General features: G+C 63.2%; 8 protein-coding genes. 3 read left to right on the top strand and 5 right to left on the bottom strand.

Annotated features, from left to right (window positions below):
• Window positions 1-71 precede the first annotated feature (71 nt).
• On the top strand, window positions 72-563 hold the full coding sequence (locus EPN33_10735; GenBank protein TAN22117.1) for a hypothetical protein: 492 nt from the start codon (window positions 72-74) through the stop codon (window positions 561-563).
• Here EPN33_10735 and EPN33_10730 read toward each other — a convergent pair.
• From EPN33_10730 to metG, 5 genes are all read right to left on the bottom strand, one after another.
• Window positions 514-1281: a CYTH domain-containing protein gene (locus tag EPN33_10730; protein ID TAN22116.1), complete on the bottom strand. Its 768-nt coding sequence runs from the start codon at window positions 1279-1281 to the stop codon at window positions 514-516. The two genes, EPN33_10735 and EPN33_10730, sit on opposite strands and share 50 nt — an antisense overlap.
• Window positions 1043-2038, bottom strand: coding sequence for a polyprenyl synthetase family protein (locus EPN33_10725; GenBank protein ID TAN22115.1), 996 nt, complete (start codon window positions 2036-2038; stop codon window positions 1043-1045). Before EPN33_10725 ends, EPN33_10730 begins: the two co-directional genes overlap by 239 nt.
• A gap of 4 nt (window positions 2039-2042) precedes the next feature.
• Window positions 2043-2549 carry a YajQ family cyclic di-GMP-binding protein gene (locus EPN33_10720; GenBank protein TAN22114.1) on the bottom strand — a complete coding sequence of 169 codons (507 nt, stop codon included), beginning with the start codon at window positions 2547-2549 and terminating at the stop codon, window positions 2043-2045.
• A gap of 33 nt (window positions 2550-2582) precedes the next feature.
• Complete coding sequence (locus EPN33_10715; protein TAN22113.1) at window positions 2583-3350, bottom strand: TatD family deoxyribonuclease; 768 nt, start codon at window positions 3348-3350, stop codon at window positions 2583-2585.
• A gap of 103 nt (window positions 3351-3453) precedes the next feature.
• The gene (gene metG, locus EPN33_10710) at window positions 3454-5385 is read right to left on the bottom strand and encodes a methionine--tRNA ligase (GenBank protein TAN22112.1); all 1932 of its coding nucleotides are present in this window, start codon (window positions 5383-5385) and stop codon (window positions 3454-3456) included.
• Window positions 5386-5641: 256 nt separating this feature from the next.
• Between metG and EPN33_10705 the strand changes: the two genes are divergently transcribed.
• Entirely contained in the window at window positions 5642-9715 is a 4074-nt protein-coding gene (locus EPN33_10705; protein ID TAN22111.1) for a carboxypeptidase regulatory-like domain-containing protein, read from the top strand.
• A gap of 209 nt (window positions 9716-9924) precedes the next feature.
• Window positions 9925-14124, top strand: a complete 4200-nt coding sequence (locus tag EPN33_10700; protein TAN22110.1) for a carboxypeptidase regulatory-like domain-containing protein — start codon at window positions 9925-9927, stop codon at window positions 14122-14124.
• Window positions 14125-14199 lie beyond the last annotated feature (75 nt).

The following is a 14199-nucleotide window of genomic DNA, read 5'->3' as shown; positions in this document are numbered from 1 at the left end:
GGGGGCCAGTGAGAAAGGGCGGCGGAGGGGGCGGCCGGGGGCGTAACCGCCGGAGCGGGGTAGACTTGGGCATGGCCATTCGCGACCTGCTGCTTCAGGAACTGGACTACGATGCTCCGCGCACCCGCACAACGCTGGAGCGTGTGCCCCAGCAGCCGGAGTTCAAGCCGCATCAAAAATCCATGGCGCTGGGCAAGCTGGCGGCGCATGTGGCGCAGTTGGGTGGCTTTGGGGTGGTGGTCGTCACCATGCCGCAACTGGATTTCGCCACCGCCGGGATGAAGCCGCTGCAGTTCGAGTCGGCGGCGCAGTTGGTGCGGGAGTTTGACGCCGGGCAAAAGCAGGTACGCGAGGCCTTGCAAAAAGTGGACGACGCCGCCTGGAGCGAGCCCTGGAAGCTGTGCATGGGCGAGCAGGTATTTTTCAGCGGCTCGCGGTTTCTCGCCTGGCGCGCCATGTACGCCAATCACGTAGCCCATCACCGGGCGCAGTTGGGGGTCTACTTGCGGCTGCTCAACCTCGCCGTGCCGTCGATCTACGGGCCTTCGGCGGACGAGCAATAAGCAGCTCGAGGTAGGAGCGGGGCTCGGCGGCGCGGGGATCGAGACCGAGGGCGGCGGCGGTGTGACGTACCCAACGGGCCGAGCCCTCGATTTCCAGATACGGGCCGAGCGGGGTTTCATCCCAGGCGATCTCGCCCGCCTCGCCCGGTTTGCGCAGGAGTGTGCGGACGACGGTATAGCTGCCGACCACGCGCCAGCCCACGAGCTCGAGCAGAGCGCGGCAGGCCGAGCCATCGTCGACCCCGGTTTGGGATTCGGCGCGGCGCTTGAGCACGCCCGGCTGGCGGGGGCCTTTGGCGGTGAGCAGCCAGCGGGGGCCAGCGCGGCGCAAGCGCAGCAGCTTGCCGGCGGCACGCAGGGAGTGACGGGCGTCATCGAAGAGCCAGTTGGTTTCGCGGGTGCGTGGACGGGAGACGCGGAAGCCGAGCCGGCGCAGGCGGGCGCGTAGGGCGCGAGGCCCGGCGAGGGGAAACTTCAGCTCAATTTCTTCGGGCAATGACCAGCTCCGGCAGACGCAGCAGCGCCTCTTTCCAGCGCGATGCCGGGAATTCCTCCAGAGCCCGGGCGGCGAGTGCAGCCTGCTCGCGGCTTTCGTGGCGGGCGCGTTCGAGGCCGAGGCGGGCGACCAGTTCGCGGACGCGCGGCCAGACGCCCTCGGCAGGACGGGCGCGCAGGATCTGCTCGATGGCTTCGCGGCCGGAGGCGTCGGCAGCCTCATAGGCGTAAATCGCCGGCAGCGTCATTTTGCCTTCGCGCAGATCGTTGGCGACCGGCTTGCCCAAAACTTCTGCGGCGGCGCTGAAGTCGAGAATGTCATCGACCATCTGGAACGCCAAGCCTAGATGACGGCCGAAGCGGCCGAGCTGCTCGACGGCGCCGGCGCCGGCGCCGGCAGCGAGCGCGCCCAACTGCGAGGCGACGGCAAACAGGCGGGCGGTTTTGCGCTCGATCAGATCCAGATGCTCGGCGGCGGTCACGACGCGGCCCAGCATTTCCAGTTGCAGCAACTCGCCTTCGACCATCTGTTGCGTGAGAGCAATGAGAGCGTCGAGAATGGCGAAGTTGCGTTCGCCCAGGGCGAGGCGGAAGGCCTGCATGTAGAGCCAGTCGCCGGCGAGCACCGAGCGCTGATTGCCCCACTGCGCATTGGCCGAGGGGCGGCCGCGGCGGAGCGGGGACTCGTCGATAACATCGTCGTGAATGAGCGTGGCGGCGTGGATCATCTCCACAATCGCGGCCAGGCGCACGCGCGGCTGCTCGGGGCAATCGCTCAGCCGCGCGGCCAGCAGCACCAGCCCGGCGCGGATGCGTTTGCCGCCGCTCGCCTGCAGGTGCTGGCCGATAGCGGTAACCGCCTCAACCGCGCAGGCGGCGCCCTCGCGCAGCTCGCGCTCGACTAAGGCGAGGTCGTCGCGGACCAGACTCAGTACGTCAGCGGCGGTGACGGCTTCGGAATCGGTGAGCGCCGGTTGCATCGCTTTATTGGCTGCGGTAGTTCACAAACTGCAGGTCCAGGCCAAAGTCATGACCGCGGAGCAGGGCGATGACCTCCTGCAGGGTGTCGCGGTCCTTGCCGGCGACGCGCACGGCTTCGCCCTGAATCGAGGCCTGCACTTTCTTTTTCGAGTCTTTAATGACGCGCACGATCTCGCGCGCCTTTTCGCTGGGGATGCCGCTCTGTACCTCAACGGTTTGCCGCACCGTGCTGCCCGCAGCGGCTTCGATGGGGCCGTATTGCAGGGCTTTGAGGGAGACGCCGCGCTTGACCAGCTTCTGCTGCAGAATTTCGGTCACCGCCTTGAGCTTGTAGTCGTCTTTGGTGGCCAGCATCAACTTTTTTTCTTTTTCGTTCCAGACCATGGTCGTGTGCGCGTCTTTGAGATCGTAGCGGGTCGAGGTTTCCTTCAGCGCCTGCTGCACGGCGTTGGCGACCTCCTGCGGGTTCACCTCGCTGGCGACGTCGAAGGAGTTTTCTTGGGCGGCCATGGTCTAAGGTTATCAGTTATCAGTTCTCAGTTTTCAGTGTGCGGCCGCAAGTGGAAAGAGGCCGTAGAAGTTGGTGGTGGTCAGGTGATCAATTTCGTCAAGGCTGGTTTTGCGGCATTCGGCCAGCTTCTGGGCGGTGTCCCAGACCCAGGCGGGTTCGTTGCGCTTGCCGCGATGCGGCACGGGGGCTAAATAAGGGGCGTCGGTTTCGACCAGAAGGCGGTCGGCGGGAGACCATGCGGCGACGGCGCGCAGGGCGTCGAGCTTGGGGAACGTCAGCATGCCAGAAAAGGAAAGATACCAGCCGAGGGCGAGAGCCTGCTCGGCTTCACGCTGGCCGCCGGTGAAGCAGTGAAACACGCCGCGGATGCCGGGCTGGTTGCGAATCGCGGCAAAGCCATCGTCCCAGGCTTCGCGGCAGTGCACCGAGACGGGCAAGTGGTGCGCGGCGGCGAGCGAGAGCTGTCGCTCAAAAACCGCAATTTGGGTTGCGCGCGGGGAGTTGTCGTAATGGTAATCGAGGCCGATCTCGCCGATGGCGATGAGAGAAAGTTGTCGGTCTATCGGTCTGTCGGTCGGTCGGTCTCCCGCTACCGTGGCTTCGAGTTGGTCCCAGCGCGCGGCCGCGTTGGCGGCCTGATGCGGATGGATGCCCACCGTGGTCCAGACCTTGAGGCCGTCGATGGATGCGGCGCCGTCGATGGCGACGATGCCTTCGAGTTTTTCTGCGGCACGCGCCAGCATGGCCGCGCGATCGTCAGAAAAGGCGGCGTCGTCGGGATGGCAGTGGGAGTCGATCATGAAGAGTATTTCAGTATTTCAGTTTGTCAGTATTTCAGTTCGCGCGCCACGTCCGGGTGTGCCCGGCAGAACTGAAATACTGATGTACTGAGCTACTGACAAACTACTTCAGGCGGGCGCCATTGGGGGTGTCGTCGGGGACGCTGATTAGGGCGGCGCTGCCGTCGGGAAGGGTGGCGGCCACGATCATGCCGTTGGATTCGATGCCGCGCAGCTTGCGCGGGGCGAGGTTGGCCACGATGACCACCTTGCGGCCGGGGAGCGTGGCGGGGTCGTAGGATTTGGCGATGCCGGCGCAGATGGTGCGGACCTCGGCGCCGATGTCGACGGTGAGTTTGAGCAGCTTGTCGGCTTTTTCGATGCGCTCGGCAGCGACGATGGTGCCGACGCGCATTTCGACTTTCCCGAAATCGTCGATCGAAATACGCCCATCGCCCGCGCCCGGGGACTGATGGCTGATGGCTGATGGCTGATGGCTTTCTTCGAGGATCTTCAGTTCTTCCATGGTTTTCACTTTGTCGGCGCGCGGGAATAGCGGCGCGCGCGCACCGAGCTGGGGGCCAGCGGGCAGCGGCATGTTCCACTGCAGCGTGGCGTAGGGAACCCCTTGGGGCTTGCCGGGCAGGCCCAACTGCTGCCACAGCCGCTCGGCGCTTTCCGGCAAAATCGCCGCCAGCAGCACCGCCGTCCAGCGCAGCACTTCGTAGCCGTCGCGCAGCACATCGTCGAGCTGCGCGGCAGTTGCGGCGCCGCCCTTGGCCAGATCCCAGGGCTTGGCAGCCGAAATATAGCGGTCGGTTTGGCCGATCAGCGCCCAGACGGCTTCGAGGGCGCGCGAGAACTGCCAGTTTTCCATGTTGTCGACAAAGTGCGTGCGGGTCTGGTTCACCGGCGGAATAGCGCCGCTGGTGCGGTGCAGCGGAGGGACGCGGCCGCCGCAGTATTTATCAATCATCGCCAGCAGGCGGGCGGCAAGATTGCCCCAGCCGTTGGCGAGATCGGCGTTGTAGCGATCGATCAGCGCCGCGTAGCTGAAGTTACCGTCCTGGCCGAAGCTGACCTCGCGCAGCAGGAAGTAGCGCAGGGCGTCGGCGCCCAGCACCTGGCGGATGGGTTCGGGGCGGACGACGTTGCCCACCGATTTCGACATCTTGGCTTCGTCAAACAGCAGCCAGCCGTGGGCAATGATGCCCCGCGGCAGGGGCAGCCCGGCGGCGAGCAAAAACGCCGGCCAGTAGACGCAGTGGAAGCGGACAATTTCCTTGCCTACCAGATGCCAGGCGGGCCAGAGATGCTCCCAGCGGGCGCGGTCGGCTTCATTGGGCGAGGCGTAGCCCATGCCGCTGAGATAGCCGATGAGGGCGTCGAACCAGACATAGAGGACGTGCTTCTCATCGCCGGGGACGGGAATGCCCCAGGTGATCGAAGTGCGCGTGATGGAAACGTCTTTCAGGCCCGATTTCACAAAGGCAATGACTTCGTTGCGGCGGGTTTCGGGGCGGATGAAGTCGGGATTGTCCTGGTACAGTTTGAGCAATTGATCGCCGTAGGCAGAGAGCTTGAAATAGTAGTTTTCCTCGCTTACCAGCTCGGTGGGCTTGCCGCAGAGCGGGCAGGGGTCACCCACCTTGCCTTCGCCTACAAAGAGCTCATCGCTGACACAATAGGGTCCGCTGTAGCTGCCTTTATAGATGGCGCCATTGCGGCGCAGGCGTTCGAAGACGTCCTGCACGGCACGGGTATGGCGCGGTTCGGTAGTGCGGATGAAGGCGTCATAGTGCAGGCCGAGGCGGTCCCATTCGCTGCGGAACTCGGCGCTGATGGCGTCGGCAAAGGCCTGCGGGGCAATGTTCTGGGCAGCGGCGGCGCGCTCGATTTTCTGACCGTGTTCGTCGGTGCCGGTGAGCAAAAAGGCCTCCTGCCGCTGCTGGCGCTGAAAGCGGACCATGGCATCGGCGGCGAGGGTGGAGTAGGCGTGGCCGAGATGGGGCCGGGCATTGACGTAATAAAGCGGTGTGGTGAGCGTAAACGGCATGGCGCCCCTTCATTATAGGCGGAAGCAGTGATGGCGCCCCCGCCCGGCGCTGACGGCGGTTTCCACAAAATTGAAAACTAATTACTGAAAACTAAAAAATGCCAGTCACAGGGATGACAGAAAATTAATAATCATTAACGGGATGTTTTTGTATTGACACAATGACTGACATGTCGCAAACTCCCCATGACGGCGGGATCCGTGCGCTAGGGCAGTTGGGTTACGGGCACCGCCGCAATTTTTGGGGAGGAATTGCATGCCGCAACTTCGCAGTAAATGCAGCAAGCGTGTGGAGCACCTGTTGATGGCTCTACTGGTGCTTATCGGCCTGAGCGGGTTTACGCCCATGCTCATGGCCCAGAACTCAGCCTCGGGCACGGTGACCGGACAGGTTACCGATGCGCAAGGCAAAGCCATTGTGAGCGCGGTGGTCACATTGACCAACCAAGCCACCAACGGCGTCACGCCCACCATCACCAACAGCGCCGGCCGCTACAGCTTCACCAACCTGGGCGCGGGCACCTACTCGCTGGCGGTGAAAAAGACGGGCTTCAAGTCCGCGGCGGTGAAAGATCAGACCGTGATCGTGGGTAAGCCGCTTACTATTAACATTCCCATGCAAGTCGGCGCGGCGACACAGACGGTGGAGGTCACGGCCTCCGGCGCCGAACTGCAGACCATGAACGCCACGGTGGGCAACTCCATCAGCGGCGCCACCATTGCGGCGTTACCCGCGCTGAACCGGGACGCCAATTCGCTTACCATGCTGCAGCCCAACACCAATCCGGATGGCGGCGTGGGCGGAGCGGACTCGGACCAGAACAGCTTTTCGATTGACGGCGGCAACAACTCGAACGACATGGACGGCAACAACGCCGACTATACCAACGCCACCGGCGGCATGACCTCGGGCGTCATCCCGACGCCGACGGAATCGGTCGAGCAGTTTACCGTCGCCACCTCCAATCAGTCGGCTGACGTGAACAGCGCCGCCGGCTCCTCGGTTTCCATGGTCACCAAGCGCGGCACCAATGCGGTGCATGGCTCGGTGTACGACTACTACCTCGGCAGCAAGCTATCCGCCAATGCCTGGGGCAACAACCAGTCGAACGTGGCCCGCGGCATCAGCCATCGCAACCGTTTTGGCGCGGCGCTGGGCGGGGAAATCCTGCCCGACTGGCTGGGCGGCAAGACCTATTTGTTCGGCAACTACGAAGGCCTGCGGTATCCCAACTCGGCGGTATTCAGCCGGGCGGTGCCCACCGCGCTGCTACGCGCAGGCGTGGTGCAGGCGCTGGCCGTGACCGACTCTACTGCTACGGGCTACACCGGTAAATGGGAAGCCTACAACCTGAATCCCAACTCCGTGACGGTAAACGGCACGGCCTATGCGCCCGCTACCTGCACCGCCAGCGGCGCCGGTTCGGTTCCCTGCGATCCGCGCAGCCTGGGCATGAATGCCGTGGTGGCGCAGTTGTGGAATCAGTATGAGCCCATGCCCAACAGCACCGTCGGGGGCGACCGGCACAACACTCTGAACTACACCGCGAGCGCGAATGAAGCGCAGTCGTCTAACTTCTTCGTCACCCGCGTTGATCACGATTTTGGCGCGAAGAACCACTTCGAGCTGACTTATCACTGGTACGCTTTCACGCGACTGTACCCGAACGGCCAAGCGGACATCGGCGGCGGCATTCCGGGCGACGTCAAGGGCGTGCCCACCATCACCAGCGTGCGGCCGCAGAAGCCCTCCATGTGGACGGCGGAAATCACCAGCAACATCAGCTCCAACGTCACCAACAACTTCAACTACTCTTACCTGCGGAACTTCTGGCAGTGGGCCGGCAGCTACCTCAAACCGACGCCTCTCGGCGGCGGCCTGGGCACGCTGGGCGGCGCGCTGGAAATCGGCGGCGAGAGCAACAATGCCCTGATTCCCTACAACGTGAACACGCAGCGCGTGCGCACCCGCATCTGGGACGGTATCGGCAACACCTTCAAGGACGACGTGACCGTGCTGCACGGCAACCACCTGTTCCAGTTCGGCGGCCGCTACACCCACCAGATCGACTTCCACCAGCGCAATGACAACGGCGGCGGCATTATGGCGAACAACGTTTACCAGATCACCAAGGGTAACGGCGTGAACTATAACTACCTGCCGACCGACTTCAGCTCCAGCGCCGACAAGAGCACCTACGACACCTACTACGACGAAGTGCTGGGCATCGTCAGCCAGCCGCAAACGCTATACACGCGCGCGGGCAAGAACCTGGACCTGCAGCCCCTGGGCACGCCCATGTTCGACAAGAGCTCGATTCCGATGTACAACGCTTACTTCGCCGATGCCTGGCACATCAAGCCCAGCCTGACGCTGAGCTACGGCGCCGGCTACACCGTCGAAATGCCGCCGCTGGAGGAGCACGGCAAGCAGGTGGAATTGGTCGATGGCGCCGACAATCTGGTGACCACGACCGACTACCTCGCCCAGACCGAAAAAGCGGCGCTGAGCGGGCAGACCTACAACCCGCAGCTCGGCTTTGCCACGGTGCAGAACGTGGGCAGCGGCTTGAAGTACCCCTACAAGCCGTTCTACGGCGGCTTCTCGCCGCGCGTTTCGTTGGCCTGGAACCCGAACATCAGCAGCGGCCCGCTGGGCTGGCTGTTTGGCGGCAACAAGGGCGTTATCCGCGGTGGCTGGAGTCGTATCTACGGCCGGTTGAACGGTGTCGATCTGGTGCTGGTGCCGCTACTGGGCACGGGCCTGGGTCAGCCGGTTAGCTGCATCGGCGCCTCCATGACCGGCGGTTGCACCGGCGTGGCGGGTGTGAACCCGACCAATGCCTTCCGCATTGGCACCGATGGCATGAGTGCGCCGCTCGGCAATCCGCCGACGCAGACGCTGCCGCAACCCTATTTCCCCGGTGAACTCCAGAACGGCGTGGCCAACGCCTCGGCCGGTTCGGGCGAAGTGCTGGATCCGAAGTTCAAGCCGAACCGTTCCGACGAGTTCGACCTCACCTATCAGCGCCAGCTCACCGCGAGCCTGAGCACCATGATCGGTTACACCGGCCGCATCATCCGCGACGAGTATCAGGCGGTGGATCTGGCGGCGGTGCCCTACATGATGACCGCAGGCGGCGAGCAGTTCCAGACCGCGTTTGCGACGCTGTTCCAGCAAATCGCGGCGGATCCCAAGGGGCTGAGCCATGTTACGTCCTCGCCGTTCTTTACGGCGGCGCTCGGCGGCAACAACTCGACCTTCTGCGGCAAAGCGGGCGATTGCGCGCTGGCGGTGGCCCAACTGGCCGGGCCGAACGCCAATGGCTACATCGATCCGGTAAACGGCAATGACGTTTACGGTCTGTGGCAGAAGCTGCAGAACAATTCCGCCTGGACGCTGGGCCGCACCACTGCCAGCGCCACAACTACCTGCGCGGCTACGCAGCCGGGTTGCCCGGCGAGCGGCCGCATCAGTGGCGGCGGCCAATTGTCGGCCATCTACATGAACGACTCCATCGGTTGGGGGAATTTCAACTCCATGTTCTGGAGCGTGAACTTCCGCAACTTCCACGGCATTACAGGCGGGTCGAACCTGACCTGGGCGCGGTCGATGGGCACAGGCCAAGTGGATCAGGCCACGAGCGAATACTCCGTGACCAATCCGTTTGACCTGAAGTACATGTACGGGCCGCAATTTGACTCGACGCCGCTGCAGTACAACGCCTACTTTGTGTGGACGCCGGGCGGCAAGACGCAGTCGAGCTTCCTCGAGCATCTGGTCAACGGCTGGTCGTTTGCGCCCATCATCACCTGGCGGCGCGTCGGCAGCAACAGCTTCTTCGGCGGCGCTGACAGCGTGAGCAATGGCGGGCAGTGCAGCTCGTTCGGCGAGATGGACTGCTCGACGGGCAACACCATTGAGAACGCGGTGCTGACCACCGGCTACACCGGCGGCTCGGGCATCGTGCGGAACTCCACCTACGGCAACAGCGATCCGGGGAGCGGCGGAACGGGTATGAACCGCTTCGCCGATCCGTCGGCCATCCGCGCCGAGTTCCGGCCGCTGGTGCTGGGCTTGGACACGAACGGGAACAGCGCTTTCTTCCCGGGCGTGAGCATGACCAACGTGGACTTCTCGGTGACCAAAAACCTGGCTTTGTCGGAGCGGTTCTCGACCGAGATCAACGCTCAGGCGACCAACCTGTTTAATCACTTCTCGGCGTCGGAAAACGGCAATAACATTTCCGACCCGGCCAACTTCGGCGTGATCGGCGGTAACCTGCTGGGTGCCCGCCAAGTCGAAGTCGGCCTGCTGGTTCGCTGGTAGATTTTATCCAGAAACCGCAGTTTGGGCCGCAGCGCTTGGGCGCTGCGGCCCATTTTTTTTTGCAGAAAACATTGCTAGTCACGCTAGCAATGTTGTAAATCGCATATGACAGATTCTCGATTTGTACTTGACAGGGAGACCTGCTTCCGTCGAACATCTTCGCGTTCGGACCGAGCCGTCATGGTGGTGTGCAGCATGGTGTGTGCGGCATGGTTCCGGCGTGTGGATATTCCAAAGGGGGAATTGTCATGTTGCGTTGTCGCTTCGGGAAGTGCGCCACCAATCTGCTCATCGTCGCAACGGCGATCGTTGGGCTGAGCTGCTTTGCACCCAACCTCGCCCTCGCGCAGAATTCATCGAGCGGCACCGTGGCCGGCCAGGTCACGGACGCTCAAGGGAAGGCGATTGTGGGAGCCGTCATCACGCTGACCAATCAGGCCAGCAACGGGGTGACGCCCGCGGTCAGCAATAGCGTGGGCCGGTATACCTTCGGCAACCTGGAGCCGGGCACCTACACGCTGATGGTGAAGAAGGCGGGATTCAAAACCGCCAGCGTCAAGAATCAGGCTGTGATTGTGGGGCGGCCGCTGACGCTGAACGTGTCGATGCAGGTGGGCGAGGCGAACCAGACCGTAGAGGTGACGGCCTCGGGGGCTGAGCTGCAGACCATGAACGCCACCGTGGGCAACTCCCTGTCCGGAGCGGCGATTGTCGATCTGCCCAACCTCAACCGCGACGCCAACTCACTGACGATGCTGCAGCCCAACACCAATCCGGACGGCGGCGTGGGCGGTGCGGACGCCGACCAGAACAGCTTCACGGTGGATGGCGGCAACAATACCAACGATATGGGTGGCGGCGCGGGCATCTACATTGCTGCGACCGGCGGCCAGACGTCGGGTGTCATCCCGACGCCCGCGGAAAGCGTCACTGAATTCACGGTCAGCGTTTCCAATCAGTCTGCGGATGTGAACTCCGCGGCCGGCTCATCGGTGACTATGGTCACCAAGCGCGGGACCGATTCCATCCATGGCTCGGCGTACGACTACTATCTGGGGTCCTACCTGAGCGCGAACGGCTGGAGAAGCAATCGCAGCCACACCCCGCGCGCCAAGAGCCACCGCAACCGTTTCGGAGCGGCGCTGGGCGGGCGGATTCTGCCCGACTGGCTGGGCGGCAAAACCTACCTTTTCGGTAACTACGAAGGGCTGCGCTATCCGCAAGCGCCGAGCAACACGTGGGACACGCCGACGGCGACGCTGCGCGCGGGCGTAGTGGCGGCGACCAGCGGCAACGAAGCGACCGAACCCATTTGCGGCCAGGGTTCCGATGCTGCCGGCGGCTGCGCGGATTCCTCGCGCACCGTCACCTACTACAACCTCAACAACCACTCCACGCAGGTCGGCGGCATCACCTATCCGGTGGCGCAGTGTGCGAACCCCGCCTCCACCAGCGCCAACCCGCTGCCTGCGGTCGCCTGTGATCCGCGCGGGCTGGGATTGAACCCGGTGGTGGCACAGCTCTGGAAGCAGTACATGCCTAACCCCAACAATCCCAACGGCGGCGACGGCTTCAACACCCAGGGATTCACCGCCAACATCAATACGCCACAGTCAAGCAATTTTTTCGTGACCCGCATTGATCACGACCTCGGGCAGAAAACCCACTTCACGCTGACCTACCACTTCTACAGCTTCTCGAGGGTCGATCAGTTCGCCCAGCACGATATCGGCGGCGGCATACCCGGCGACAGCTTCGGCGTGCCCGTCTCGCCCACGACGCGCCCGCAGTTGCCCTCCATGTGGACGGCGCAAATCACTACCAACGTGAACTCGAACATCACCAACACCTTCAACTACTCGTATTTGCGCAACTTCTGGCAGTGGGCGGGTTCGTATCTTCAGCCAACGCCGCTGAGCGGCTTTGGAGCGCTGGGCGGTGCGCTGGAGATTGGCGGCGAAAGCTCCAACGCTCTCATTCCCTATAACGTCAATACGCAGCGTGTGCGCACGCGCGTCTGGGACGGGATCGGGAACACCTTCAAGGATGATGTCACCATTCTGCACGGCAACCACTTGTTCCAGTTTGGCGGGCGCTACACCCACCAGATCGACTACCACCAGCGCAATGACAATGGCGGTGGCATTATGGCCAACAACGTCTATCAGGTCACCAACGGTAACGGCATCAGCTTCAACTACCTGCCCGCGGACTTCCAGACCGGGGCCAACTCGGGAGCGGACAAGGGCACCTTTGATCAGACTTACGCCGAAGTGCTGGGCATGGTGAGCCAGCCGCAGACGCTCTATACCCGAGCGGGCAAGGATTTGGCGCTGCAGCCGCTGGGCACGCCCATGTTCGACAAGAGCTCGATTCCGATGTACAACATGTACTTTTCCGACGCCTGGCATATCAAGCCCTCGCTGACCTTCACGTACGGCGCCGGCTACACCATCGAGATGCCGCCGTATGAGGCGCAGGGCAAGCAGGTGGTGCTGGTGGATGGCGCCGATAACCCGGTGGTGACCACCAACTACCTGGCGCAGACGGAAAAGGCGGCGCTCGCCGGGCAGACGTTCAATCCCGAGCTGGGCTTTGCCACCGTCGGCAACGTCGGCAGCGGCCTGAAGTACCCCTACCATCCCTTTTATGGCGGCTTTTCGCCACGCATCTCTCTGGCCTGGAACCCGAACGTTTCGGGTGGAGTCCTGGGCTGGATGTTTGGGGGCAACAAGTCGGTACTGCGCGGGGGTTGGTCGCGCATCTATGGCCGCCTCAACGGCGTGGATCTGGTGTTGGTGCCCCTGCTGGGGACCGGCCTCGGCCAGCCGGTGAGCTGCCTGGGCGCTACGAGTACGGGTGCCTGCCTGGGGAGCCGCGGTGCGAATCCCACTGATGCCTTCCGCATCGGGCCCACCGCGAACGGCGACGACGGCATGAGCGCGCCGCTCGGGCATGCGCCCACACAGACGCTGCCCCAACCCTACTTCCCGGGCGAGTTGCAAAACGGCGTGGCCAACCCTTCGGCCGGTTCCGGTTCCTCGCTCGATCCCAACTTCAAGCCCAACCGTTCGGATGAATTTGATCTGACCTTCCAGCGCCAGCTTACGGCGAACCTGACCACCATGATCGGTTACACCGGCCGCATCATCCGCAATGAGTTCCAGGAGCTGACGCCCAACGCCGTGCCCTACATGATGACCGCCGGGGGCGAGCAGTTCCAGAAAGCCTTCGCCCAATTGTTTGAGCAGATCGCGGCCGACCCCACGAAGCTAAGCAAGGTCACGCAATCACCGTTTTTCTCGGCGGCGATGGGGGGCAATAGCTCGGCGTTCTGCGCCCCGGCGCAGAACAATTGCGCTCTGGCGGTGGCCGAAATGGCGGGCCCCAGCGGCGGAGACTACATTGACCCCACGTTTGGCAACGATGTGTATGGCCTGTGGGCGAAACTGCAGTCCAACCCCGCCTGGACGCTGGGCCGGACCACGGCCAGCGCCCCTACGACTTGCCAGGTCGGCGTGCAGCCGGGTTGCCCGGCGAGCGGCGTCATCAGCGGCGGCGGCCAATTGTCGGCCATCTACATGAACGACTCCATTGGCTGGGGGAATTTCAATTCCCTGTTCTGGAGCGTGAACTTCCGCAACTTCCATGGCATCACCGGCGGGTCGAACCTGACCTGGTCGAAATCCATGGGCACCGGCCAGACGGTGCAGGCGTCGAGCGAATACTCAGTGACCAATCCGTTCGACCTGAAGTTCATGTATGGGCCGCAGTTCAACTCGGCGCCGGTACAGTACAACGCTTACTTCGTCTGGTCGCCGGGGGCGAAAGACCAGAGCACAATATGGCAGCACTTGGTGCACGGCTGGTCGTTCGCCCCGATCATCACATGGACGCGGCAGGCGGCGGCAAACGCCAACGGTTACGCCATGGATTCGGTGGGCAACGGCGGGCAGTGCAGCTCGTTCGGCGAGATAGACTGCTCCACCGGCTCGACCATCGAAAACGCGGTCATCACTACCGGCTACACCGGCGGCTCGGGCATGGTGCGCAACTCAACTTACGGTCGCAGCAATCCGAAAGCCCACGGCACCGGCCTGAACCGCTGGGCGGATCCGGCAGCGGTACTGGCGACCTTCCGGCCGCTGGTGCTCGGGCTCGATACCACCGGCAACGGCAGTTTCTTCCCTGGTCTGAGCAAGACCAATGTGGATTTTGCGGTGACCAAGGATCTGGCGCTCTCGGAACGTTTCTCGACCGAGCTGAACGCCCAGGCGACCAACGTGTTCAATCACTTTTCGGCGCTGGAGTACTACAACAACATCACGGCGCCGTCGGACTTCGGTTATATCTACAACAACTCTCTCAGCCCGCGCACGGTGGAGGTGGGACTGCTGGTCCGCTGGTAGCACTCCAGCGAGCAAGCGTTTGGGCCGCAACGTTGCAGCGCTGCGATGCTGCGGCCCTTATTTTTACGATCCGAA

The organism is Acidobacteriota bacterium (assembly GCA_004299485.1).
Lineage (GTDB): Bacteria > Acidobacteriota > Terriglobia > Terriglobales > SCQP01 > SCQP01.
Note: the sequence above shows the minus strand (reverse complement) of the source record. Positions and strands in the feature narration are given on the sequence as shown.

Coding starts and splice junctions, on each gene's coding strand:
- EPN33_10735 (TAN22117.1), top strand. CDS start 72: ATGGCCATTCGCGACCTGCTGCTTCAGGAACTGGACTACGATGCTCCG.
- EPN33_10730 (TAN22116.1), bottom strand. CDS start 1,281: ATGAGGCTGCCGACGCCTCCGGCCGCGAAGCCATCGAGCAGATCCTGC.
- EPN33_10725 (TAN22115.1), bottom strand. CDS start 2,038: ATGCAACCGGCGCTCACCGATTCCGAAGCCGTCACCGCCGCTGACGTA.
- EPN33_10720 (TAN22114.1), bottom strand. CDS start 2,549: ATGGCCGCCCAAGAAAACTCCTTCGACGTCGCCAGCGAGGTGAACCCG.
- EPN33_10715 (TAN22113.1), bottom strand. CDS start 3,350: ATGATCGACTCCCACTGCCATCCCGACGACGCCGCCTTTTCTGACGAT.
- metG (TAN22112.1), bottom strand. CDS start 5,385: ATGCCGTTTACGCTCACCACACCGCTTTATTACGTCAATGCCCGGCCC.
- EPN33_10705 (TAN22111.1), top strand. CDS start 5,642: ATGCCGCAACTTCGCAGTAAATGCAGCAAGCGTGTGGAGCACCTGTTG.
- EPN33_10700 (TAN22110.1), top strand. CDS start 9,925: ATGGTTCCGGCGTGTGGATATTCCAAAGGGGGAATTGTCATGTTGCGT.